This window comes from Pseudomonadales bacterium (genome assembly GCA_024234215.1).
Classification (GTDB): Bacteria; Pseudomonadota; Gammaproteobacteria; order Pseudomonadales; family UBA5862; genus JACKOQ01.
Map to the genome: position 1 here is coordinate 315,758 of JACKOQ010000001.1, position 24,559 is coordinate 340,316.

The following is a 24,559-nucleotide window of genomic DNA, read 5'->3' on the forward strand; positions in this document are numbered from 1 at the left end:
CCCGCAGCCGTCACCCCAGCAGCGCGGCGAACGGGTGAAAGTCGATCAGATCGCCCGCCGTCACGCGCTGTCCGGGCTCCACCACCGCCAGACCATCTGCCCAGGCCGCCGAACGCAGCACCCCCGACCCCTGGTTGGGGTGCGGTTCGAGCCGGTCGTGGCCGGTTGCATCACGCAACAGCCGGGCGCGCAGGTATTCGCGCCGCTTGCCCGGCTGGCTGACGCTGAAGCCGGCCGGCACCCCGACCCGCAGCGGTGCGACCTCGCGCACCCCCTGCCGGCGCAGCAGATAGGGCCGGCAGAGGATGCAGAAGGTGACCAGCACGGCGGCCGGATTGCCCGGCAGTGCCATGATCGGCGTCGTGCCGATCTCGCCGAATGCAAAGGGCTTGCCCGGTTTGATCGCCAGTTGCCACAGCTTCAGGCGGCCGAGCTGCTGGATGGCGCTGATCAGGTGATCCTCCTCGCCGACCGAGGCGCCGCCGGTGGTGATCAGCAGGTCGGCCACCGCGGCGGCCTGCTGCAGGGCTGCGCGCGTCGCGGCCAGCGTGTCGTCGACGATGCCGAAATCGTCGATCTGGCAGCCGAGCCCGCGCAGCAACCCGGTCAGCAGGTAGCGGTTGGAGTTGAACAGCCGCGCGCCGCTCGCCAGCTGCTCGGCCCCGCCCTGACCCGGTTCCAGCAGTTCGCGGCCGGTGGAGAGCAGGGCGACCCGCAGCGGACGACAGAGCGGAATCTGCGCCACGCCGGCCGAGGCGATCAGCCCCAGCTCCTGTGGACGCAGACGGGTTCCGGCCGGCAACAGCAGGCTGCCGGCTGCGATCTCGTGGCCGCGCCGGCGGACATTGGCCCCCGGTCGGGGTGTCACCGTGAACCGCACCTGGTCTGCTTCGGGGTCGGCATCCTCCTGCATCACCACCGCGTCGGCGCCGGCCGGCAGCGGCGCGCCGGTGAAGATGCGCGCCACCGTGCCGGGAACCAGTTCGGCAGCGACATCGCCGGCAGCGATGCGTTGCGAGATCGGCAGTGGCCGGCCGGCTTCGACCTCCCGGCTGCGCACGGCATAGCCATCGACCGCGCTGTTGTCGACAGCGGGCTGGTCGAACGGGGCGTGCAGGTCGCGCGCCAGCACCCGGCCGAGCGCATCGAGGGTGGCGCCCGGTTGCACTGCCGGGGCGCCGTCGGCAGCCGCCAGCAGTTGTTCGATGGCGACATCGACCGGGGTCAGTGGAGTGCCACCCATCGTCACTGGCCGCCGCTGGTCGTGCCGAGCAGATGGCCGACGAAGTTGCAGGGGCGCTGGCGGCTGTCGATCTGCTCGCGGATGATCCGGTTCCAGCCGGTCTGGCAGGCGCCGGTCGAGCCGGGCAGCACGAAGATCAGCGTGCGGTTGGCGAGTCCGGCCAGCGCGCGCGACTGAATCGTCGAGCTGCCGATCTCTTCCAGCGAGAAGTGGCGGAACAGCTCGCCAAAGCCATCGATGTGCTGATCGAACAGCGGTGCCAGCGCCTCGGGCGTGCCATCGCGCTGCGAGAAACCGGTGCCGCCGGTGACCAGCACCACCTGAATGGCCGGATCGGCGATCCAGGCCGAGACCACTGCGCGAATCTGGTAGCGGTCATCGGGCACGATGCGCTTGTCCCGCAGGCGATGGCCGGCATCGCGCGCTGCCTCGGCGAGGAAGCGGCCCGAGCTGTCGCTGGCCTCATCGCGGCTGTCGGAGACCGTCAGCACGGCCAGATCGAGGGGAACGAATTCGGTGGCGGCATGGGACATGGCAGGGCTCTCGCAACGAAACGGGGCGGCCATTGTCCGCTGCCGCACCGGGTCGGGCAACCGGCCAACGCTTGATCCAGGTCAATGGCGAACAGTGACCGCTTGCCTATAGTCCGCCCTGCATTCCTCAACTTTGGAGATCAGCATGAAAAAAGCATGGCGATGGCGACACTCTGTCTGCTCGCGGTCGGGACCGGCTCTGCCTACGCAGGTGAGGGGCCATGGCTGGTGCGGCTGCGCGCACTCGACATGAATGTCGACAACGAGAACAACATCACCCCGGTGACCACGGCCTATGGCGAGGTCGATGTCGAGGACAAGTGGTTTCCGGAGATCGACATCAGCTACTTCTTCACGCCCAACTTGGCGGCCGAGCTGGTTCTGACCTACCCGCAGAAGCATGATGTGAAGCTCGGCAACTTCGACATCGGCAGCCTCAAGCACCTGCCGCCGACGCTGCTGTTGCAGTACCACTTCTGCCCGGAAGGGACGGTTCGCCCTTATGTCGGTGCCGGCATCAACTACACCCACTTCAGTGATGTCGACCTGAACGCCGCGCCGGCGGTCGGGACGGATGCGCCGCTGCGGCTCGACACCAGCAGCTGGGGTCTGGCAGCGCAGGTGGGGGTCGATTTCAAGGTTGCGCCCAACTGGTTCGTCAACCTCGATGCCAAGTATGTGCAGATCGACGCGAACGACATCCGGGTGAAGAGTGGTGCGGCGGCGGGCACCTACGTGACCGATCTGACGGTCAACCCCTGGCTGCTCAGCGTCGGCGCGGGCTACCGCTTCTGACACTCCCCTTGGGGCGGGCCGGTCGGCTCGCCCCCTTTTCTTTTCGCAATGCGGCGCCTTCGCTGAATCCGTTGCACAGCGCGAGTGCTCTTTGCTAGATTGACCGGAACAATAACAGGCGAGGATGGCGCTGCCGCCATCACTCGACCGGGGAATCAGCCAGAGGATTGGCGAACATGATGACCCAGCCGGCTGGATTGACCGCACAGATCGCCGCCCAGGCGGCCCACCGCACCTTCGAGCATCTACCGGCCAGCATGGTTGCGCTGGCGAAGCAGTGTCTGCTCGACTGGCTGGGCGTCACGCTGGCGGGCAGCCGTGAACCCCTGGTGGAGACGCTGCTGGCGCAGAGTTGCAGTGAAGGTGGCCGTCCGCAGGCGACGGCAGTGGGCCACGCACCGCGCGTGAACCGGCTGCAGGCGGCGCTGCTCAATGGCACGGCTTCACATGCCCTCGACTACGATGACGTCAACATGGCGATCATTGGGCATCCCACCGCGCCGGTGCTGCCGGCAGCCTTGGCACTGGCCGAGGTGCAGGGTGCTTCGGGACAGGCGCTGATTGCGGCTTTTGTCACCGGCTATGAGGTCGAGTGTCGGGTGGGGCTGGCGGTTGGGCTTGATCACTACCACCGTGGCTGGCATGCCACGGCGACGCTCGGCACCTTTGGCGCAGCGGCGGCAGCGGGCTGGCTGCTCGGATTGCAGCCGGCGCAAATGGCCACGGCATTCGGCATTGCCGGCACCCAGGCGGCGGGCCTGAAATCGATGTTCGGCACTGCCTGCAAGCCGTTTCAGGTGGGCAAGGCGGCGGCCAACGGCCTGCTGGCGGCAGAGCTGGCGCAGCGTGGTTTCAGCAGCCGGGCCGAGGTGATCGAGTGCGAACAGGGCTTTGGCGACACCCAGAGTCGCGACTTTCAGCCAGCGCGCGCACTGTTGCCGGACGATCGATTCCTGCTGGCCGACAACCTGTTCAAGTACCATGCAGCCTGCTATCTGACCCATTCGAGCATCGAGGCGGTGGCGGGGTTGCGGCAGGCACACCGCCTGACGCCGGAGCAGGTGAAGGAGGTGGTGCTGCATGTCGATGCCGGCCATCTGAAGGTCTGTGCCATCCCCGCACCGACCACAGGTCTGGAGAGCAAGTTCAGCCTGCGTCATGCCGCCGCACTGGCCCTGACCGGCATCGACACTGCAGCGCTCGGCAGCTACAGCGATGCGCTGGCCAACCGCACCGATCTGGTGGCGCTGCGTGAGCGGGTGCGGCTTGAGACCAGCGGTTCGATCAAGGGGTCGGCCGCATTGGTCGAGCTCATCACCACCCAGGGCGCCCATTTTCAGCAGCAGGTCGATGTCGGCGTGCCGCTGCGTGACCTCGACCTGCAGTGGCAGAAGCTGGCGGCGAAGTTCCGGGCACTGACGCTGCCGATCCTCGGCGCCGAACGCAGCGAAATGCTGCTGGCGCTCGTCGGGCGACTGGAGACGCTCCCGTCACTCGATCCGCTGTTTGCCCTGCTCTCTGCTTCCGATCACAGCGCCAACAGGATGTAACGATGTCCCAATCCCATGAGTTCATGAACCGCGCAGTATTGAGGCCCAAGGGCAATCAGTACGAAGACTTCACCCTCGGGCAGCAGTTCGAGCACCACTGGGGGCGCACCCTCAACGAGGGTGACAACTCGCTCTTCACCACCTTGACGATGAATTACAACCCGCTCTACTTCAACCAGCCCTATGCCGAGGGGCATGGCCATCCGGCCATCGTGGTCAACCACATGCTGGTCTTCACCACGGTCTTTGGTCTGTCGGTGGAGGATCTGAGCGAGGCGGGCGGGTTGTTCCTTGGCGTCGAGGCGCTCAGTTTTCACCGCGAAGTCTATCCGGGCGACACGCTGACTGCCCGCAGCGAGGTGCTCGACAAGCGGGAGTCGAGCTCCCACCCCGACAGCGGCATCGTCACCTGGCACACCTCGGGTTACAACCAGCGTGGCGAGCTGGTGATCGACTTTCGCCGCACCAACATGGTCAAAAAGCGGGAGGCCAAGGGATGAGCCATCTCACCGAAGAGCGGTTGATGATTCAGGAGGCCGCGCGGCAGTTCAGCATGAAAGAGGTGCTGCCGGTGGCCAACGAACTCGATCCGATCCAGGGCGACATCCCGATGGCGCTGCGACAGAAGCTGGCCGACATGGGCTATTTCGGCATCACCATCGATCCGCAATATGGCGGCATGGGGCTGGGCTGCTTCGAGTACTGCCTGATCACCGAGGAGCTGTCACGGGGCTGGATGAGCGTGGCCAGCCTGATTGCCCGGGCCAACGGCCTGGGCGGCGCCAGCCAGCTCAGCGAGGCACAGCGCCGCGACATCCTGCCGCGCACGGTGCGCGGTGAGTATCTGGGCGCCTTCGCGCTGTCGGAACCGGGCGCCGGCTCCGATGTGGCCGGACTCAGCTGCCGGGCGGTGCGCGACGGCAACGACTGGGTGATCAGCGGCAACAAATATTGGTGCACCTTTGCCGATGGCGCCGACTACATCCAGGTGCTCTGTCGCACCGCGCCCCTCGACCCGAAGCGACGTCATGCCGGCATCAGTTCGATTCGCATCGAAAAGCCGCGCGGCGAACTGCCGGCCGGCTGCAAGGGGGCACCGATTCCGAAGATCGGTTACTTCGGCTGGAAGACCTGGGAGCTGGCCTTCGATGGCTGTCGGGTACCGCTCGACAATCTGATGGGTGAGGAGGGGGCGGCCTTCTATGCGATTTCGCAGGGGCTGACCGTGGCCCGCGCCCACACCGCCGCCCGGGCGATCGGTCTGGCGCGCGGCGCGCTCGAGGATGCGCTCAAGTATGCACAGCAGCGCGAGCAGTTCGGCCGGCCGATCGGCGAATTCCAGGCGATCCGCTTCAAGCTGGCCACGATGGCCACAGAGATCGAGGCGGCACGGCAGTTGATGTATCACGTCTGTGACCTGATCGACCGCGGTGGCCGCTGCGACAAGGAGGCCGGCATGGCCAAATATTTCGCCACCGAGATGGCGGAGCGGGTCACCTCGGAAGCGATGCAGATTTTCGGTGGCGCCGGCTACACCAAGCTCCATGCGGTCGAGCGCTACTGGCGTGACGCCCGCCTGACCAAGATCTTCGAAGGCACCTCGGAGATCCAGCAACGCATCATCGCCGACCATCTGCTCGGCAAGGGGAAATCAGCATGAAACTCTCCGCAATGACCGCCCGCGACAACTACTTCGAGGATTTCACCGTCGGCGACGTGATGAAACATGCCCGCAGCAAGACCATCTCGGTGATGGAGAATGTGCTGCTGACCAACCTGGTGATGAACACCGCCCAGGGCCACTTCAATGAGGAGAGCATGAAGGGCTCCGCCTTCGGTCAGCGCATCACCTTCGGCGGCTGCACCGCCTCGCTGATCATCGGACTCACCAGCCAGGACACCAGCGAGAATGCCCTGACCGAGCTGGGGCTCGACAGGATCCGCTTCAAGCATCCGGTGCTGCATGAAGACACCCTGACCGCCTACACCGAAGTGCTCGAAGTGAAGCCGGCACAGCGCGAGGATGCCGGCGAGGTGCGCTTCAGACATTGGGGGGTCAACCAGCGCGGGCAGGTGGTGTTCGAGGGCGAGCGGCGCACGCTGGTGAAGCGGCGCAGCCACTGGGGCGCACGATGAAACCGCTGTCGGGCCCGGGAGCGCTGGCGGGGCTCAGGGTGCTCGATCTGACGATGATGCTCTCCGGCCCCTACTGCACGATGCTGCTGGCCGATCAGGGCGCCGACGTCATCAAGATCGAGCCGCCCGAGGGCGATGGCACCCGCTACTCCGGTCCCTTTGCCGATGGCGATGCGGCGCGGCTGTTCGGTGGCTACTTCCACAGCATCAACCGCGGCAAGCGCAGCCTGGTGATCGACCTCAAGCAGGCAGCAGGCAAGGCGCTGTTGCAGCGGCTGGTGCGCGATGCCGATGTGCTGGTCGAGAACTTCCGCTCCGGGGTGATGGAGCGGCTGGGCCTCGGCTATGAGCTGCTGGCCGGCATCAATCCGCGGCTGGTCTATGCCGCCATCCGCGGCTTTGGCGATGGTCGCAACGGCAGCAGCCCCTACGAGGCCTGGCCGGCCTACGATGTGGTGGCGCAGGCGATGGGCGGCATCATGGGCATCACCGGACCCGATGCGCAGTCGCCGATGAAGATCGGTCCCGGGGTCGGCGACATCTTTCCGGGTGCGCTCAACGCCTTCGCGATTCTGGCGGCGGTGATCCATGCCCGCGCCAGCGGCGAGGGGCAGTTCGTCGATGTCTCGATGACCGATGCCATCCTGTCGCTCTGCGAGCGGATCGTCTACCAGTACTCCTACCAGGGCACCGTGCCCCACCCCGAGGGCAATGCCCACCCGATGCTCTGCCCGTTCGGGCTGTTCCGCTGCCGTGACGGCTGGGTCACCATCGCCTGCCCGCGCGAGAATTTCTGGTCGATTCTCTGTGATGAGATGAACCGGCCGGAGCTGGTCAGCCATGAGCGCTACCGCAGCAACATGCAGCGTGCGCTGCACCGCGACGAGGTCAATGCCGAGGTGGAGCGCTGGACGCTCCGCTTCAGCAAGCAGGAGCTGGTCGACCGGCTCGGCGGCAGGGTGCCGTTCGCGCCGGTCTACGATGTGGCGGACATCTTCGCCGATCCCCATTTTGCCGCACGGATGCTGGTGCCGGTCGAGCAGCCCGGTGCCGGCCGCGATGTGGTGCTGGCCGGCAGTCCGATCGGCATGAGCCGAACGCCGCCCGGCATTCGCGGCCGGGGTCCGCTGCTGGGGGAACATGCCGAGCAGGTGCTGGGTGAGTGGGGGCTCACCCCGGCGGAAATTGCCCAGTTGCGTGCCGAGGGCGTCATTCAACCGAGTCGATAAATCAGGAGTCTGCACCATGCATCAACGCCCGCAACGGCCGCGCCGCTCCCAACTGGCGGTGCCCGGCAGCGATGACAAGAAGATGGCCAAGGCGGCGCAGAGCCGGGCCGACCATGTCTTTCTCGATCTGGAGGATGCCGTGGCGCCATCGGCCAAGAAGCCGGCCCGGCAGCAGATCGTCACGGCGCTGACCACGCTCGACTGGGGCCACAAGGTGCGCTGCGTGCGCATCAACGATCTGGAGACCCGCTACGCCTATGGCGACATCATCGAGGTGGTCAGCGGCGCCCGCGACCAGCTCGATGTGCTGATGATCCCGAAGGTGAAGCGGGCGGCCGACGTGATCTGGGTCGACATCCTGCTGAGTCAGCTGGAGGCCGACCTCGGCCTCGACAGACCGATCGGCATCGAGGTGCTGATCGAGGAGGTCGAGGCGATGATGCGGGTCGAGGAGATCGCCTTCTCCAGCCCCCGGCTGGAGGCGCTGATCTTCGGCATGGGCGACTATTCCGCTTCGCAGGGCATCGATGTGCGGGCGATCGGTGGCGCCACCAGCTACCCCGGCGATCTCTGGCACTACCAGCGCAACAAGATGGTGATCGCCGCCCGCGCCGCCGGCATCGATCCGATCGATGGCCCGTTCGGCAATTTCAGGAACGAGGAGGGCTATCGCGAGGAGTGCCGGCGCGCGCTGACGCTCGGTTGCGTTGGCAAGTGGGCGATTCATCCGGCGCAGATCGAGCCGGCGCTGGAGATCTTCACCCCCGATCCGGCCGATGTGGCCCGCGCCCGCAAGATGGACGAGGCCTATGCCGAGGCCGAGGCCGCCGGCATCGGTGCGATTCAGGTCGATGGCGTGCTGGTCGACGCCGCCTCGGTGCGCATCCAGCGCAACATCGTCAGGCGGGCCAATCTGGTCGGCGTCTGATCCTCAACCCCGTACCCAAGGAGAGCCCCCATGCGATTGCACAACCAGAGAATCATCGTCACCGGTGGCGGTTCCGGTTTCGGCAAGGCGATGAGCCAGCGCTTTGCCGAGGAGGGCGCCCGGCTGCTGCTGGCCGACTTCAGTGCCGAGCGCGGCATGGCCGTGGTCGAGGAGATTCGCCGCGCCGGCGGCGAGGCGCACTTCTGCCAGATCGACGTGGCGCAGGCCGATCAGGTGAAGGCGATGGTGGCGCAGGCTGTCACGCTGTGGGGCGGGCTCGACGTGATGGTCAACAACGCCGGCTACACCCATGCCACCATGCCGCTCGATGCGGTCAGCGAGGCCGACTATGACCGGGTCTTTGCCGTCAACGTCAAGTCGATCTACCTGAGCAGCCGGGAGGTGGTGCCGCTGTTCCGCGCCCAGGGAGAGGGGGTGATTCTCAACACCGCCTCGACTGCCGGGCTGCGGCCGCGCCCCAACCTCGCCTGGTACAACGCCAGCAAGGGGGCGGTGATCACCCTCACCAAGTCGATGGCGATCGAACTGGCGCCGGCCAAGGTGCGCGTCAACTGCCTCTGCCCGGTGGTGGCCAACACGCCGATGCTGGGCGATTTCATCGGTGACCACGCGCGCAACACGCCGGAGACCCGTGCCGCGATGGGGGCCGGCATTCCGCTCGGGCGTCTGACCGAGCCGCAGGATGTGGCCAATGCCGCGCTCTATCTGGTGTCGGACGAGGCGCAGTTCATCACCGGTGTTGCGCTGGAGGTCGACGGCGGCCGCTGCATCAGTTAGTCGAGCGGCGCGGGATCGTCGCTGGCGGCCCAGCCGGCTGCCAGCGCCGGCCAGTCGCTGGCGACGATGCTGTAGATCAGCGAGTCGCGGATTCGGCCGCTCGGCATCACCATGTGGTGGCGCAACAGCCCCTCGCGCAGTGCGCCGATCTTCTCCAGCGCCCGCTGCGACTGCCGGTTCAACAGGTCGGTGTGGAACTCCACCCGCAGCGCACCCAGAGCGGTGAAGGCGTGGTCGAGCATCAGCCACTTCATCTGCCGGTTGATGCCGCGTCCGCGCCACTGCTGGCCGAGCCAGCTGTAGCCGATCTCCAGCCGGCGATGCGGTGGCACTGCGCGGCAGAAGCGGGTGGTACCGGCCACCTGGGCAGTGGCGCGCTCGATGACGACGAAGGGTAGCGCCCGCCCGGCGGCCTGCTCGTCCAGCGCCTCGGCAATGTAGTGGGCCATCCGCTGCGGGGCCGGAATCGCCGTGTGCGGATGCAGGTCGAGCCGCTGCGCCGCCACCAGTGCCGCCAGCGGGTCGGCGTCCTCCACCGCCAGCGGGCGCAGCGTGACCAGACTGCCTTCGAGCGTCACCGGTTGCAGCGCAAAGGGCCTATCCACCGCATGACCTCGTCGGCTGTGGCTGGCAGGCCGCGACAAATGGTCGCAGCCGCTGCGTCGCTGACAATGCGGTCGTTATACTTCGCGTCATGTCCTGGTCATCCTTCATGCTGATTCCCGCGGGTGGCCGCGCCGAGATGCTGGCGCGGCTGCTGGTGTTGCGCATCATCTACCTGAGTCTGACTGCGGTTGCCACGGTCGCGGTCGCGCTCTGGCTGGAGCTGCTGCTGCCCTACTGGATTCTCGCCGCCCTGCTGCTGGCCGGTGTGCTGAGCGTGCTGTTCAACTTTGCCCGACTGCGGTTGCCGTTTCCAGTGACCGAGGGCGAGCTGGCGGCCCATCTGGCGATCGACCTGCTGCTGCTGAGCGCGATTCTGGCGATCTCCGGCGGCTCGACCAACCCGCTGATCTCCTTCTATCTGGTGCTGCTGGCGATCGCCAGCGCGATTCTGCCGGGGCGCTTCAGCTATCCGCTGATGGCAACGGCGATTCTGGTCTATTCGGCCTACCTGCTGCACGATCTGGACGACTCCGCCCACCACCTGCACAACCCCAATGCCTTTCGCCTGCATCTGGTCGGCATGTGGGTGATCTTCGTCATGAGTGCATTGCTGATCACGCTGTTCGTCAGCCGTCTGGCGCAGGCGGTGCGCGAGCGCGATCTGGCGCTCAATCAGGCGCGCGAGGCGGTGCTGCGCAACGAGCAACTGGTGGCGATCGGCACGCTGGCCGCCGGCACCGCCCATGCGCTCGGCACGCCACTGTCGACGATGCTGCTGCTGCTGGAAGCGCTGAAGGAGGAGTCGCTGGAGCCGCCGGCGGAACGGCTGGTGGCGCAGTTGAGCGAGCAGACCGAGCGCTGCCGTGACGAGCTGGAGCAGTTGAAGCAGGAGGCCAGCGCGGCGGCCGAACCGGCACCGCAGTGGCAGCCGTTCGACCAGTTGGCCGAGCTGCTGCGACAGCGGCTGCTGCTGCGTGCGCCGGACCGGCTGCGCCAGTTCACCCTGGAGGGCAGTCAGCCGGCGCCCCGGTTGCAGGTCGACCCCAGCCTGCTGCATGCGCTGCTCAACCTGCTGGAGAATGCGTTGCAGGCCTCGAAGCAGGGCATCGAGGTCTGCTGCCGCTGGCGGGCCGGCGAAGGGCAGATTCTGATCGATGACGATGGTCCGGGCATCGATCCGGCGGTGATGGAGCGGCTGGGCGAGCCCTTCATCACCGCCCGTCCCGGCGGTCTTGGCCTGGGGCTCTTCATCGCCAACGCCACCCTCGAACGGCGTGGCGGCAGGGTGACCCTGACGCAGCGCGCCAAGGCGGCCGGCACCCACACCTGCATCACGCTGCCGTTGCAGCCATGACCACTTTGACCTTTACCGACGCGCCGCTGCTGCTGGTCGAGGATGATGCGGTGTTCCGTGATCTGCTGAGCCAGCGGCTCGAAGCAGCCGGTTTCACGGTCCAGGCCGCCGAGGATCTGGAGTCGGCCGAGCAACTGGTGGCCCGGCAGCCATTCGACTATGCGATTCTCGACCTGAAGTTGCAGCAGCAGAGCAGCCTGCCGCTGATCGCGCCGCTGCGCCAGCGCAATCCACGGATGCGCATTCTGATGCTGACCGGCTACGCCAGCATCGCCACCGCGGTGAGCGCCATCAAGCTGGGGGCCGATCAGTACCTCGCCAAGCCGGCCAGCAGCAGCGAGATCATCACGGCACTGACTGCACCCGAGGAGAGTCCGGCCATCGAGGCCGAAGCGAACGTCGAGCTCAACCGGATGTCGGTGCGCCGGCTGGAGTGGGAGCACATCCAGCAGGTGCTGGCCGAGAATGACGGCAACATCTCGGTCACAGCCCGGCAGTTGCAGATGCACCGCCGCACGCTGCAACGCAAGCTCGGCAAGCGGCCGGTCGGACTTTAGCCACCCTCTTCGGATTCAGATGTTGAAAAAGCTGAACTGATTCAACAGTGCCGCCGGGTCGAGCCCCTTGGCCGGCGGATAGTGGAAGGTCTGCTGCACCCTGTCGTCCTGGGTCGATTCGAGGTGGACATCGAAGCCCCACAGCTGGTGCAGGTGCTTCAGCACGCTCTCGGTCGACTTGCCCAGCGGCCGGCGGTTGTGCTGCACATGGCGCAGCGTCAGCGAGCGGTCGCCATGCAGGTCGACCCGCACCGCCTGGATGTTGGGCTCGTTCATGCTCAGGTTGTACTGGTTGGAGAGCTGCTCGCGAATCTGCCGGTAGCCGCTGTCGTCATGGATCGCGTCGATGGCGAGGTGGTCGCGCCGGTCATCGTCGAGCACGCAGAACAGCCGGAACTCACGGATCAGCCGGGGCGACAGGAATTGCAGGATGAAGCTCTCGTCCTTGAAGTTCTCCATCGCGAAGTGCAGCGTCTCCAGCCAGTCGGCGCCGGCGAAGTCGGGGAACCAGCGGCGGTCTTCGTCGGTGGGGGCCTCGCAGATGCGGCGAATGTCGCGGAACATCGCAAAGCCGAGGGCGTAGGGGTTGATGCCACGGTAGTGGGGGCTGTCGAAGTCGGGCTGGGCGACGACGCTGGTGTGCGACTGCAGGAACTCCAGCATGAAGCCGTCGGTGAGCCGGCCTTCGTCATAGAGGTGGTTGAGCAGCGTGTAGTGCCAGAAGGTGGCCCAGCCCTCGTTCATCACCTGGGTCTGCCGCTGCGGATAGAAGTACTGCGCCAGCTTGCGCACGATGCGCACGATCTCGCGCTGCCACGGCTCCAGCAGCGGGGCGTTCTTTTCGATGAAATAGAGCAGATTCTCCTGCGGCTCCTTGGGGAACAGCCGCTGCTTCTGTTGCGCCTGCTCGCTGGTGCTGCGCGGAATGGTGCGCCACAGCGCGTTGACCTGTGACTGCAGGTAGGCTTCGCGCTCCTGCTGCCGCCGCTGCTCCTCCTGCGGCGAGATCGGTGCCGGGCGCTTGTAGCGGTCGACGCCGTGGTTCATCAGGGCGTGGCAGGCGTCGAGCAGCCGCTCGACCTCGTCGATGCCGTGGCGCTCCTCGCAGTGGCGCACGTAGTTCTTGGCAAACAGCAGGTAGTCGATGATCGAGCCGGCATCGGTCCAGGTCTTGAACAGATAGTTGTTCTTGAAGAAGGAGTTGTGGCCATAGCAGGCATGGGCGATCACCAGCGCCTGCATCATCATCGTGTTCTCCTCCATCAGGTAGGCGATGCAGGGGTTGGAGTTGATGACGATCTCGTAGGCCAGCCCCATGCGGCCGCGCTTGTAGTTCTGCTCGACCGAGACGAACTGCTTGCCGAACGACCAGTGGTTGTAGCCGAGCGGCATGCCGACCGAGGCGTAGGCATCCATCATCTGTTCCGAGGAGATGATCTCGATCTGGTTCGGGTAGGTGTCGAGCCGGTAGTGTGCCGCCACCCGCGCCAGCTCCTGGTTGTAGCGGTCGATCAGTTCGAAGCTCCACTCCGAACCTTCTGAAATCGGCTGCCGCAGCGTCATGCCAGCCTCCTTTGAAAGAGTTGCCGGAACACCGGATAGATGTCGGGGAGGTCGTTGATGTCCTGCATGGCGAAGTGGTCGGGGTGGCTCTGCCGCACCTGCTCGTAGTGCTCCCACAGCGACTGGTGGCGGCGCGGCATGATCTCGACGTAGGTGTAGTACTGGCAGAGCGGCAGCAGTTTTTCGGTGAGCAGCGCCTGGCAGACCGGCGAGTCATCGGCCCAGTTGTCGCCATCGGAGGCCTGGGCGCCGTAGATGTTCCATTCGCCGGCCGGATAGCGTGCCTGAATGATCTCGTGCATCAATGTCAGCGCGCTCGACACGATGGTGCCGCCGGTCTCGCGCGAGTAGAAGAACTCCTGCTCGTCGACCTCCTTGGCGCTGGTGTGGTGGCGGATGAAGACCACCTCGGTGCGCTCGTAGTTGCGCTGCAAGAACAGATAGAGCAGCAGAAAGAAGCGCTTGGCGATCTCCTTCATGTTCTGGTTCATCGAACCGGAGACATCCATCAGGCAGAACATCACCGCCTTGGCGCTGGGTTGAGGCTGTTTGGCGTGGAAGTTGTAGCGCAGGTCGTAGCTGTCGAGAAACGGAATCTTCTGCAACCGCGACTGCAACTGGGCGATCTCCTCGTCCAGTTCACCGATGCGCCGCTCGAACAGGGCGGGCTCCGGCGAGCGCAGCAGCGACTCACGCGCGTCGAGCAGCTCCTGCAACTGTGCCCGCAGTGGTGCGCCGATGGCGATGCGCCGCGCCAGCGACGAGCGCATCGAGCGCACGATGTTGAGCTTGGTCGGACTGCCATCGCTGACCACGCCGGCCCGGCGCAGCTTGAAGCTGTCGACCCCGGCCAGATGGCGCTTGATCAGATTGGGCAGCGCCAGATCCTCGAACAGGAATTCGAGAAACTCATCGCGCGAGATCGAGAATGAGAACTCATCCTCACCCTCGCCATCCTGGCCGGCATCACCGCTGCCTCCACCACCGCCCCCGCCGCCGTTGGGTCGGGCGATCTGGTCGCCGGTGACGAACTCCTTGTTGCCGGGGTGGACGATGCGCCGGTTGCCGGCAGTGCCATGCTGGAACAGCGGTTCGCTGATCTCCTTCTTCGGGATGGTGATCTTCTCGCCCGTGTCGAGGTCGGTCAGCTTGCGCCCGGTCACCGCGTCGGAGACCGCCTTCTGGATGTGCGCCCGGTAGCGCTGCAGAAACCGCTGCCGGTTCACGCTGCTCTTGTTCTTGCCGTTGAGGCGGCGATCGACGATGTAGGTCATCTCAACCTCCGTCGGTTCACTGCGACTTGCGAACCCGCAGATACCACTCGGCCAGCAGTCTGACCTGCTTTTCGGTGTAGCCGCGCTCGGTCATGCGGGTGACGAAGTCGGCATGTTTCTGCTGCTCCTCCTTCGACGCCTTGGGATTGAACGAGATGACCGGCAGCAGATCCTCGGTGTTGCTGAACATCTTCTTCTCGATCACGCCGCGCAGTTTCTCGTAGCTCTGCCACGATGGATTCTTGCCTTCGTTGTTGGCCTTGGCACGCAGCACGAAGTTGACCACCTCGTTGCGGAAATCCTTCGGGTTGCTGATCTCGGCTGGTTTTTCGATCTTCTCCAGCTCCTCGTTCAGCGCGGCGCGGTCGAAAATCTCGCCGGTGTCATGGTCGCGGTACTCCTGATCCTGGATCCAGTAGTCGGCGTAGATGACATAGCGGTCGAAGATGTTCTGCCCATACTCCGAGTAGGACTCCAGATAGGCGGTCTGGATCTCCTTGCCGATGAACTCGATGTAACGCGGCACCAGGTACTCCTTGATGAAGCGGACATACTGATCCTGCCGCTCCGGACCGAACTGCTGCTGCTCGATCTGCTCCTCGAGCACATGGAGCAGGTGGACCGGGTTGGCCGCCACCTCGGTGTGGTCGTAGTTGAAGACCTTGGAGAGAATCTTGAAGGCGAAGCGGGTCGACAGTCCTTCCATTCCCTCGTCGACACCGGCCGCGTCGCGGTACTCCTGATAGGATTTCGCCTTCGGATCGATGTTCTTCAGATTTTCGCCATCGTAGATCCGCATCTTCGAGTAGAGGTTGGAGTTCTCCGGCTCCTTCAGCCGGGTCAGGATGCTGAACTGCGCCAGCAGCTTGAGCGTGTCGGGTGCGCAGGGCGCCTTGCTGAGCGAGCTGTGGGTCAGCAGCTTTTCGTAGATTCTCACCTCGTCGGAGAGCCGCAGGCAGTAGGGCACCTTGACGATGTAGATGCGGTCGATGAAGGCTTCGTTGTTGCGATTGTTGCGGAACGCCTGCCACTCCGACTCGTTGGAGTGGGCCAGAATCACGCCGTCGAACGGAATCGCCCCCATCCCCTCGGTGCCGTTGTAGTTGCCCTCCTGAGTGGCGGTCAGCAGCGGATGCAGCACCTTGATCGGCGCCTTGAACATCTCGACGAATTCGAGCAGCCCCTGGTTGGCGTTGCACAGTCCGCCGGAGTAGGAGTAGGCATCCGGGTCGTTCTGGGCAAAGCGCTCCAGCATGCGGATGTCGACCTTGCCGACCAGCGAGGAGATGTCCTGGTTGTTCTCGTCGCCCGGTTCGGTCTTGGCGATGCCGATCTGGTCATGGATCGACGGATACTTCTTCACCACCCGGAACTTGCTGAGGTCGCCATGGAACTCATGCAGCCGCTTCACCGCCCACGGCGACATGGTCCCTTTCAGATATTGGCGCGCGATGCCGTAATCCTCCTGCAGGATGGTGCCATCCTCGGCGGGGTTGAACAGCCCGAGCGGCGATTCGTTGACCGGTGAACCCTTGATCGCATAGAAGGGCACCTTCTCCATCAGCGACTTCAGCTTCTCGGCCAGCGAGGACTTGCCGCCACCGACCGGCCCCAGCAGGTAGAGAATCTGCTTCTTCTCTTCCAGCCCCTGGGCGGCATGGCGGAAGTAGGAGACGATCTGCTCGATCGCCTCCTCCATGCCGTAGAACTCCGAAAAGGCCGGGTAGGTCTTGATCACCTTGTTGGAGAAGATCCGGCTCAGTCGCGGATCCCGGCTGGTGTCGACCAGGCTCGGCTCGCCGATGGCGATCAACATGCGCTCCGCGGCGCTGGCGTAGACGGAAGGGTCGCGCTTGCACAGTTCGAGGTACTCCTGCAGGCTGAACTCCTCCTCCTGCGTCGCCTCGTAACGGGAGCGGTAGTGGCTGAATATCGACATCGCTGCAACCTCGCCTTGGGTGAACGTTGAAAATCAGTCGAACCTTCTGCGGGCACTTGAGTCTGCCGTTCTGGGCGGCAACACCACACCGAACGCGCTTGTCAATAGCTCTGCAAGCTGTAGGCCATGTTGCGAAGCAGTGAGGCGCAGGGCGCGGAATCCCGAGTGAATGGCTGGGTTGTCCTGGCGCTTTTCACGGTGCGTCTCGGGTGTGGTGCGGTGCCAGCCGGAAAGTTGACGAAAATTGCCGTTTCCGTCACCGATTGCCGGCGTGCGCTTCGTCAGATGTCAATCAAATGACGGTGGTGGGCAGATATGACCCATTCGGTCACCCGCGCTGCTGCGCACCCCTCTCCCACATGCGGGAGAGGGGCCGGGGGTGAGGGGCTGGGAGGAATGGCACGACGAATAAATCAGTGCTTCCTTTGCGGCCGAGGTTGGCCAAAATGGTGCGCAGTCCGGGTAAAACCCGCCATCGATGGTGCAGGCTACCCTTTTTTGGGGCGTGACAGTGCCGGGTGTGCGCCCTTTTGTTGCGGCTGGCTGGGTGTGAGTCGACTCAGCCGACCGGCGGCAGCCGCCAGTCGATCGCTGACTCGCCCTGACCGATGAGAAAGTCGTTGGCCTTCGAGAAGTGTCGGCAGCCGAAAAAACCACGGTAGGCCGACAGCGGTGAGGGGTGGGGTGCCTTCAGCAGACAGTGTCGCCGGGGGTCGATGATCTCTCCCTTCTTCTGCGCCTGACTGCCCCACAGCAGAAAGACCAGCCGTCGCGGATGGCCGTTCAGCAGTTCGATCACCCGGTCGGTGAAGCGCTCCCAGCCGCGTCCCTGGTGGGCGCCGGGTCGGCCCCGTTCGACGGTCAGCACGCTGTTGAGCAGCAGCACGCCCTGCCGTGCCCAGGACTCCAGGCAGCCATGGCTGGCCGGTTCGATGCCGAGGTCGCTGGCCAGCTCCTGATAGATGTTGTGCAGCGAGGGGGGAATCTCGACGCCGGGGCGCACCGAGAAGCAGAGGCCATGGGCCTGCCCCGGTCCGGGGTAGGGGTCCTGACCGAGGATCACCACCCGGGTGGCGTCGAATGGCGTCAGCTCAAAGCTGTTGAACCACTCGCTGCCGGGCGGATAGATCTCCTTGCCCTGCTGCTTCTGTTCGAGCAGGAACTGCCGCAGCGCCACCATGTAGGGCGCGTCGAACTCGGCGCCAAGCCGTGCCTTCCACGAGGCTTCGAGGCGCACCCGCTGCAACGGTGGCGCGCTGTTCACCGTCTCTCCAGCGGCCGCATGTGCGGAAACAGCAGCACGTCGCGGATCGAGGGCGAATCGGTGAACAGCATCACCAGCCGGTCGATGCCGATGCCCTCGCCGGCGGTCGGCGGCAGCCCATATTCGAGCGCGGTGATGTAATCCTCGTCGTAGAACATCGCCTCTTCGTCACCGCGTTCCTTGTCTGCCACCTGGCTGCGGAACCGCTCGGCCTGGTCTTCGGGGTCGTTCAGCTCCGAGAAACCGTTGGCGATCTCGCGGCCGCCGACAAAGAACTCGAAGCGGTCGCTGACCGAAGGATCGCTGTCGCTGCGTCGCGCCAGCGGCGACACCTCGGTGGGATAGCAGGTGATGAAGGTCGGTTGCAGCAGCCGGTGCTCGACGCTCTTCTCGAACAGCTCCATCTGCAACTTGCCGAGCCCCCAGCCGGCGGCCACCGCGATGCCCAGCTCCTCGACGATGCCGGCCAGCCGGTCGCGGTCGCTGAAGCTGGCGGCCGGCAGCTCCGGGTTGTGGCGGATCAGGGCTTCGAGCAGCGTCATCCGGGCAAAGGGCTGCGCCAGGTCGATGTCGATGCCCTGGTAATGCAGCCGTGGCGTGCCCAGCACCTGCTCGGCCACCGTGCGCAGCATCGTCTCGGTCAGGTTCATCAGGTCGTGGTAGTCGGCATAGGCGAGGTAGAACTCGATCATCGTGAATTCGGGGTTATGGCGGGTCGACAGCCCCTCGTTGCGGAAGTTGCGGTTGATCTCGAACACCCGCTCGAAGCCGCCGACCACCAGCCGCTTCAGGTAGAGCTCGGGCGCGATGCGCAGGTAGAGCGGCATGTCGAGCGCATGGTGATGGGTGGTGAAGGGGCGCGCGGTGGCGCCGCCGGGGATCACCTGCATCATCGGTGTTTCGACCTCGATGAAGTCGTGCCGCACCATGAAGTGGCGAATCGCCTCGATCAGCCGCGAGCGGATCTGGAACAGCCGCCGCGTCTGCTCGTTGACCATCAGGTCGAGGTAGCGCTGCCGGTAGCGGCTCTCCTGATCGACCAGCCCCTTGTGCTTGTCCGGCAGCGGCCGCAGCGACTTGGTCAGCAGCTCGGCCCGTTCGACCTCGATGGTCAGCTCGCCACTGTTGGTGCGGAACAGCACCCCCTCGACGCCGATGATGTCGCCGAGATCCCAGCGCTTGAACGCCTCGTAGTTGTCATCGGGCAGGCTGTTGCGCAGGTAGATCTGGATGCGTCCGCTGCGGTCCTGCAGCGTGGCGAAGCTGGCCTTGCCCATGATGCGGCGCAGCATCATCCGCCCGGCCACCTTGACCCGCACCGGCGCGGCGGTGAGCGCAGCCTTGTCGTGGTCGGCATGGAGGCGGTTCAGGTCATCGGCCAGTGCGTCGGGACGGAACTGGTTGGGAAAGGCCCGCCCGCTCTGGCGCCACTCGGCCAGCTTGGCCTTGCGCTGGGCGATCAGTTCATGTTCGTCGAGGCCATCCTCTTCGTGGCTGGCCGGGGGCGTGTCATTTTTCATTGCGGAGTGCTCCTGGAGGGCGGTCGGCAGGGCTTAGAGTCCCATCTTCAGGCTGGCTTCGATGAAGGGGTCGAGGTCGCCATCGAGCACCGCGCCGGTGTTGGCGGTCTCGACATCGGTGCGCAGATCCTTGATGCGGGAGGCATCGAGCACGTAGGAGCGAATCTGGCTGCCCCAGCCGATGTCGGCCTTGCTCTCTTCGAGCGCCTGCTTCTGCGCGTTGCGCTCCTTGATCTCCTGTTCATAGAGCCGGGCGCGCAGCATGTCGAACGCCTTGGCGCGGTTCTGATGCTGCGACCGCTCGCTCTGGCACTGCACGACGATGCCGCTGGGCAGGTGGGTGATGCGCACCGCCGAATCGGTCTTGTTGACATGCTGGCCGCCGGCGCCGCTGGCGCGGTAGGTGTCGGTGCGCAGGTCGGCCGGATTGATGTCGATCTCGATGCTCTCGTCGATCTCCGGCGAGACGAAGACCGAGGCGAAGGAGGTGTGGCGGCGGTTGCCCGAATCGAACGGCGACTTGCGCACCAGCCGGTGCACGCCGGTCTCGGTGCGCAGCCAGCCATAGGCATGGTCGCCCTGCAGGTGGAGGGTGGCGCTCTTGAGGCCGGCCACCTCGCCGGGCGAGGCCTCCATCAGCTCGACCTTGAACCCCTTGCGCTCGGCCCAGCGCAGATACATGCGCAGCAGCATGTTGGCCCAATCCTGCGCCTCGGTGCCGCCGGAGCCGGCCTGGATGTCGAGGTAGGCGTTGTGGCTGTCCATCTCGCCGCTGAACATGCGGCGAAACTCCATCCGCGCCAGCAGCGTGCCGAGCTGGTCGAGATCCTGGCTGACTGCCGCCAGCGTCTCCTCGTCGTCCTCGCTGGCGGCCAGTTCGATCAGCTCTTCGTTGTCGGCGAGCCCGTGGCTCAGCGCCTCGCAGTCGTTGACGATCTGCTCGAGTGTGGCGCGTTCGCGGCCGAGCGCCTGCGCCCGCTCCGGATTGTTCCAGACATCGGCCGCTTCCAGCTCGCGGTTGACCTCGATCAGCCGATCGGCCTTCTCGGCATAGTCAAAGATACCTCCGGAGCGACTCGCCGCGCTCGCGGTAATCGGCAATGCGTTGCAGCAGCGGATTGATTTCCAGCATCGTGGGTGTCCGTGAAAAAAATGGTGTGGCGCAGGCGCCGGGGGCGGCCATTCTACCCAATCAGTGGCCGCCGATGCAGTGCCGTGGCTCAGCCCGGCAGCTCCAGCACCACCTTGCCGAAGGTCTGGTTCGATTCGACCAGCGCAAAGGCCGCCTCGACCTCGCCGATCGGGTAGCGGGCGTGGATGATCGGCCGCAATCGACCGGTCTCGAACAGCGGCCAGAGCCGCTCGCCCATGTCGCGCAGCAGCGCGGCCTTGGCCGCATTGCTGCGGCTGCGCAGCGTCGAGCCGATCAGGCGAAAGCGCTTCACCAGCAGCAGCCCGAGGTTGAGCTCGCTGCTGGCGCCGCCCATCAGGCCGATCAGCAGCAGCCGGCCATCCACCGCCATCACCTTCAGGTTGTCGGCGAGGTAACCGCCGCCGACCGGGTCGAGCACCACATCGACCCCCTGCGCTGTCCACGCCTTCACCGCCGGCACGAAGCTGCCCTGCTGGCGCAGGTGGCCGGCCTCGGCGCCGAGCGCCAGGCACTGTTGCAATTTGTCCGCGCTGCCCAGCGTGACGAAGCAGGGGTTGCCGAACGCCCGGCAGAGCTGGATCGCCGCACTGCCGACGCCGCTGGCACCGGCATGCAGCAGCACCCGCTCGCCCGGCTGCAACGCCGCCTCATGGAACAGGTTGAGCCAGGCGGTGGCGAACACCTCCGGCAGCGCGGCGCCCTCGCTGAAGTCCAGCCCCTTCGGCAGCGGCAGCAGGTGGTCGGCCGGGCAGACCACCTGTTCGGCATAGCCGCCACCGGCCAGCAGCGCGACCACCGCGTCACCGGGCTTCCAGCGTTCGACCTGAGCGCCGACCGCCTCGATCTCGCCGGCACATTCGAGGCCGAGAATCTCGCTGGCCCCGGCTGGCGGCGGATAGAGGCCGATCCGTTGCATCAGGTCGGCGCGGTTGACCGCGGTGGCCCGCACCCGGATGCGCACCTCGCCGGCGGCCGGTTCCGGGGTGGCGGTCTCGCGCCACTGCAGGCGCTGTGCGCTGTCGACCAGGATCGCTTTCATCATCTTCTCCATTATCGGGTGTCAGCGCTCGCTGTGGTGGCGAATCAGCCCCTCCTGGGCGGTCGAGGCCACCAGCACGCCGTCGCTGCGGTAGATGTGGCCGAGGCAGAAGCCGCGGCCGTTGCTGGCGCTGGGGCTCTCCTGTACATAGAGCAGCCACTCATCGGCGCGAAAGGGCCGATGGAACCACATCGCATGGTCGAGGCTGGCGGCCTGCAGCCGCGGATTGTCGATCGAGATCGCATGGGGCAGCAGCGCCGTGCCGAGCAAGCCGCGGTCCGAGGCGTAGGCCAAGATGCATTGATGCAGAATCAGCGCATCGGGCAGCGGCGCCACCGCCCGCATCCACACCCGGTGCTGGGGCGGGTGGGCCTCATGCCGCCGGCTGTTGCTGTGGTCGACATGGCGGAACTCGATCGGCCACTGAAAATAGTCGGGATGGCGGTAGTTCTGCGGATCCTGCTGATAGAGCAGCGCCAGTTGCTCCTCCTCGGTGACGAACAGCTCCGGCGGCGCGGTTTCGACCATCTGCGCCTGATGGTCGAGGCCGGGTTCGGCGCGCTGGAACGAGGCCGACAGGTTGAAGATCGGCTTGCCCTGCTGGATCGCCACCACCCGGCGCGAGGTGAAGCTGCCACCATCGCGGCTGCGCTCCACCTCGTACAGAATCGGCCGCTTCGGGTCGCCCGGCCGCAGAAAGTAGGCATGCATCGAGTGCAGCAGCCGCTCATCGACCGTGCGGCCCGCCGCCACCAGCGCCTGCCCCAGCACCTGGCCGCCAAACACCCGGTTGCGCTCGCCGGCCGGGCTGAGGCCGCGGAACAGATGGGTGTCGAGCGGCTCCAGATCGAGCAGCTCCAGCAGTTGGTCGATGCGCGCTTGCATGGCGGGTGGGTACTCCGGCGTCAACAGGGTGGCGAGGGTGGATGGCACTGAATGGTAACTGATCGGCCGCCTGCGTGGCGAAACCATCAAATCCCAACAAAATCCATTCGTTGGGCGCGCTGTTGCAGACAGGCTTGGAAGGTTTCGGCCTACTCAATACAATGGCCCGTCATCCAGAGGTCATCATTGCACGACAGGAGAAGGGCGCTTGGTCAGATTACCGGTGATCGTCGGGTTCGGTGGCATCAATCCGGCCGGTCGCAGCTCCTTCCACCATGGCTACCGCCGGCTGGTGCTCGATGTGCTCGATGAGACCAGTCGCAACGAAACACTGGTCGACTTGGCGATGATGATGAATCTGGCCCGCTTCGAAGAGGGCCACTGGCGCGACCACGACGGCACGCCGCTGACGCCCTCGCAACTGGCGCAGCGCCACCGCGCGCAGATCGAGCGCCACACCCTGATCCGCCGCATCGAGCAGAGCCACTTCGATGTCGACGCGGTGCCGTTCAACCGCAAACTGACACTGCAACCGCTCGCTGGACCGCTCGAATTCGCGCTGCCAGTGCGACAGTTGCCGGAACCTTTGCCGCCCGGCTGGCAGGTGACGCCGATCGATCGACGGCAGGTCAAGGTCACCCTCACCGACGGTCTCGACCTGTTTCTGCCCGATCAGAAGAAGGCGCTGGTGTCGAGCGCCGGTCAGTTGCCGAGCGGTTTCGACCCCGGCGCGCTCTACCCGTCGCGCAACCACCCGCGCGCGCTGCAGATGGCGCTCTATGCCGCCTCCGACGCGATCGGCTCGCTCGGCATCGACTGGAACAGCCTGCTGAAGCGGGTGGCGCCCGACCAGATCGCCGTCTATGCCAGCAGCTCGATGGGTCAGCTCGATGACAACGGCACCGGCGGCATGTACAAGGCGCCCTACCTCGGCAAGCGCATCAGCTCCAAGCAGTTGCCGCTCGGCTTTGCCGAGATGCCGGCCGACTTCGTCAATGCCTATGTGTTGGGCAGCGTCGGCGCCACCGGCGGCGCGGTCGGCGCCTGTGCCACCTTCCTCTACAACCTGCGCAGCGGTGTCGAGGACATTCGCTCCGGGCGGCGGCGGGTGGTGCTGGTCGGTGCCACTGAGGCGGTGATCAACCCCGAGGCGATGGAGGGCTATGCCGCCATGGGGGCGCTGGCCGAGGATGCCGAATTGGTCGACCTCGACCGCAAACTGGGTCTGACCGAACCGGACCACCGCCGCGCCTGCCGCCCTTTCAACTACAACTGCGGCTTCACGATGGGCGAATCGGCGCAGTTCCTGGTGCTGTTCGACGATGCGCTGGCGCTGGAGATGGGGGCGCAGATCCATGGCGCCGTGCCGATGGTCAGCGTCCATGCCGACGGCTTCAAGAAGTCGATCGCCGGTCCCGGTGTCGGCAACTATCTGACGGTCGGCAAGGCGATGGCCACTGCCCGCGACCTGCTCGGCGAGGCAAAATTGCGGCATGGCAGCTACATGCATGCCCACGGCACCGGCACGCCGCAGAACCGCGTCACCGAATCGCGCATCTTCAATGAATTCGCCAAGCTGCATGGCATCGAGCAGTGGCCGGTCGCGGCGATCAAATGCTACCTCGGCCACGCGCTCGGCGCGGCCGCCGGCGACCAGATCGCCACTGCACTCGGCGTCTGGCGCCATGGCTTCATTCCCGGCATCTTCACGCTCGATCAGATCGCCGAGGATGTCCATCACAGCCACCTGCGGCTGGAGCGCGACCACATCGAAATCGACCCGCGCCAGTTGCCGGCCGCCTTCATCAACGCCAAGGGCTTCGGTGGCAACAATGCCACCGCGCTGCTGCTCTCACCACTGCAGACCGAGTCGATGCTGGCCCGGCGCCATGGCCGCGAGGCCATCGCCCGCTACTGGAGCGAGGCCGAGCCGGTGCGCGAACGGGCCGAGGCCCATGACCGCAGCGCGCTGCGCGGCGAGGTGCGCACCCGCTACCAGTTCGGCGAGGGGGTCTGCGAAGAGCGCGATCTGCTGCTGTCGCCGGAGGCGCTGCTGCTGCCCGGCGACAGCCTGCCGATCGCGCTGCGCGAAGAGAACCCCTATCCGGACATCTCGGGTTGAGTCGAGTTGTCCGCTGCAACGGCGCTGATGAAAAGGTTGTTTTATGCACCTGTTGTGATATAAAGCTCCAG

22 protein-coding genes are annotated in these 24,559 nt (G+C 65.6%); 11 read left to right on the top strand and 11 right to left on the bottom strand.

What is annotated here, in order from left to right:
* Positions 1 to 10: 10 nt before the first annotated feature.
* Positions 11 to 1,243: a molybdopterin molybdotransferase MoeA gene (locus H7A13_01555; GenBank protein MCP5332040.1), complete on the bottom strand. Its 1,233-nt coding sequence runs from the start codon at positions 1,241 to 1,243 to the stop codon at positions 11 to 13.
* Between the two features lie 2 nt (positions 1,244 to 1,245).
* Complete coding sequence (gene moaB, locus H7A13_01560; GenBank protein ID MCP5332041.1) at positions 1,246 to 1,776, bottom strand: molybdenum cofactor biosynthesis protein B; 531 nt, start codon at positions 1,774 to 1,776, stop codon at positions 1,246 to 1,248.
* Positions 1,777 to 1,932: 156 nt separating this feature from the next.
* Between moaB and H7A13_01565 the strand changes: the two genes are divergently transcribed.
* From H7A13_01565 to H7A13_01600, 8 genes are all read left to right on the top strand, one after another.
* Positions 1,933 to 2,571 carry an OmpW family protein gene (locus H7A13_01565; GenBank protein MCP5332042.1) on the top strand — a complete coding sequence of 213 codons (639 nt, stop codon included), beginning with the start codon at positions 1,933 to 1,935 and terminating at the stop codon, positions 2,569 to 2,571.
* Between the two features lie 176 nt (positions 2,572 to 2,747).
* The gene (locus H7A13_01570) at positions 2,748 to 4,121 is read left to right on the top strand and encodes an MmgE/PrpD family protein (protein ID MCP5332043.1); all 1,374 of its coding nucleotides are present in this window, start codon (positions 2,748 to 2,750) and stop codon (positions 4,119 to 4,121) included.
* Between the two features lie 2 nt (positions 4,122 to 4,123).
* Positions 4,124 to 4,621: a MaoC family dehydratase gene (locus tag H7A13_01575; GenBank protein ID MCP5332044.1), complete on the top strand. Its 498-nt coding sequence runs from the start codon at positions 4,124 to 4,126 to the stop codon at positions 4,619 to 4,621.
* Positions 4,618 to 5,781, top strand: a complete 1,164-nt coding sequence (locus H7A13_01580) for an acyl-CoA dehydrogenase family protein (protein MCP5332045.1) — start codon at positions 4,618 to 4,620, stop codon at positions 5,779 to 5,781. The genes H7A13_01575 and H7A13_01580 overlap by 4 nt, the downstream gene beginning before the upstream one ends.
* On the top strand, positions 5,778 to 6,257 hold the full coding sequence (locus H7A13_01585) for a MaoC family dehydratase (GenBank protein MCP5332046.1): 480 nt from the start codon (positions 5,778 to 5,780) through the stop codon (positions 6,255 to 6,257). The genes H7A13_01580 and H7A13_01585 overlap by 4 nt, the downstream gene beginning before the upstream one ends.
* A complete protein-coding gene (locus H7A13_01590) occupies positions 6,254 to 7,486 on the top strand; it encodes a CoA transferase (GenBank protein MCP5332047.1) in 1,233 nt (410 codons plus the stop codon). Before H7A13_01585 ends, H7A13_01590 begins: the two co-directional genes overlap by 4 nt.
* Before the next feature lie 16 nt (positions 7,487 to 7,502).
* On the top strand, positions 7,503 to 8,414 hold the full coding sequence (locus H7A13_01595; protein MCP5332048.1) for a CoA ester lyase: 912 nt from the start codon (positions 7,503 to 7,505) through the stop codon (positions 8,412 to 8,414).
* Positions 8,415 to 8,444: 30 nt separating this feature from the next.
* Entirely contained in the window at positions 8,445 to 9,212 is a 768-nt protein-coding gene (locus tag H7A13_01600) for a glucose 1-dehydrogenase (GenBank protein MCP5332049.1), read from the top strand.
* Here H7A13_01600 and H7A13_01605 read toward each other — a convergent pair.
* Positions 9,209 to 9,799, bottom strand: a complete 591-nt coding sequence (locus H7A13_01605) for a GNAT family N-acetyltransferase (GenBank protein MCP5332050.1) — start codon at positions 9,797 to 9,799, stop codon at positions 9,209 to 9,211. The genes H7A13_01600 and H7A13_01605 overlap by 4 nt on opposite strands.
* A gap of 125 nt (positions 9,800 to 9,924) precedes the next feature.
* On the opposite strand from H7A13_01605, the gene H7A13_01610 reads away from it, so the two are divergent.
* Together H7A13_01610 and H7A13_01615 are read left to right on the top strand one after the other, a co-directional pair.
* Complete coding sequence (locus H7A13_01610; protein ID MCP5332051.1) at positions 9,925 to 11,172, top strand: HAMP domain-containing histidine kinase; 1,248 nt, start codon at positions 9,925 to 9,927, stop codon at positions 11,170 to 11,172.
* Positions 11,169 to 11,729, top strand: a complete 561-nt coding sequence (locus H7A13_01615; GenBank protein ID MCP5332052.1) for a response regulator — start codon at positions 11,169 to 11,171, stop codon at positions 11,727 to 11,729. The genes H7A13_01610 and H7A13_01615 overlap by 4 nt, the downstream gene beginning before the upstream one ends.
* A gap of 15 nt (positions 11,730 to 11,744) precedes the next feature.
* Here H7A13_01615 and H7A13_01620 read toward each other — a convergent pair whose 3' ends face one another.
* The 8 genes from H7A13_01620 to H7A13_01655 all read right to left on the bottom strand — a co-directional run bounded on the left by H7A13_01620 (position 11,745) and on the right by H7A13_01655 (position 22,366).
* Complete coding sequence (locus H7A13_01620) at positions 11,745 to 13,292, bottom strand: SpoVR family protein (GenBank protein MCP5332053.1); 1,548 nt, start codon at positions 13,290 to 13,292, stop codon at positions 11,745 to 11,747.
* On the bottom strand, positions 13,289 to 14,566 hold the full coding sequence (locus tag H7A13_01625) for a YeaH/YhbH family protein (GenBank protein ID MCP5332054.1): 1,278 nt from the start codon (positions 14,564 to 14,566) through the stop codon (positions 13,289 to 13,291). The genes H7A13_01620 and H7A13_01625 overlap by 4 nt, the downstream gene beginning before the upstream one ends.
* Positions 14,567 to 14,582: 16 nt before the next feature.
* Positions 14,583 to 16,505, bottom strand: a complete 1,923-nt coding sequence (locus H7A13_01630; protein ID MCP5332055.1) for a PrkA family serine protein kinase — start codon at positions 16,503 to 16,505, stop codon at positions 14,583 to 14,585.
* A 559-nt stretch (positions 16,506 to 17,064) separates the two neighbouring features.
* A complete protein-coding gene (ung, locus tag H7A13_01635; protein MCP5332056.1) occupies positions 17,065 to 17,751 on the bottom strand; it encodes a uracil-DNA glycosylase in 687 nt (228 codons plus the stop codon).
* A 14-nt stretch (positions 17,752 to 17,765) separates the two neighbouring features.
* The gene (lysS, locus tag H7A13_01640) at positions 17,766 to 19,289 is read right to left on the bottom strand and encodes a lysine--tRNA ligase (protein MCP5332057.1); all 1,524 of its coding nucleotides are present in this window, start codon (positions 19,287 to 19,289) and stop codon (positions 17,766 to 17,768) included.
* A 33-nt stretch (positions 19,290 to 19,322) separates the two neighbouring features.
* Positions 19,323 to 20,421, bottom strand: a protein-coding gene (prfB, locus tag H7A13_01645; GenBank protein MCP5332058.1) for a peptide chain release factor 2 whose coding sequence is annotated in 2 segments (ribosomal slippage) — positions 19,323 to 20,345 and positions 20,347 to 20,421 — 1,098 coding nt in all. Because the reading frame shifts where the segments join, the coding sequence is not laid out codon by codon here.
* An 88-nt stretch (positions 20,422 to 20,509) separates the two neighbouring features.
* Entirely contained in the window at positions 20,510 to 21,481 is a 972-nt protein-coding gene (locus H7A13_01650) for an NAD(P)H-quinone oxidoreductase (protein MCP5332059.1), read from the bottom strand.
* A gap of 21 nt (positions 21,482 to 21,502) precedes the next feature.
* Positions 21,503 to 22,366 (bottom strand): acyl-CoA thioesterase II, encoded by an 864-nt coding sequence (locus H7A13_01655; GenBank protein ID MCP5332060.1) that lies wholly within the window; start codon positions 22,364 to 22,366, stop codon positions 21,503 to 21,505.
* 208 nt (positions 22,367 to 22,574) lie between these two features.
* On the opposite strand from H7A13_01655, the gene H7A13_01660 reads away from it, so the two are divergent.
* The gene (locus H7A13_01660) at positions 22,575 to 24,488 is read left to right on the top strand and encodes a beta-ketoacyl synthase (GenBank protein ID MCP5332061.1); all 1,914 of its coding nucleotides are present in this window, start codon (positions 22,575 to 22,577) and stop codon (positions 24,486 to 24,488) included.
* Positions 24,489 to 24,559 lie beyond the last annotated feature (71 nt).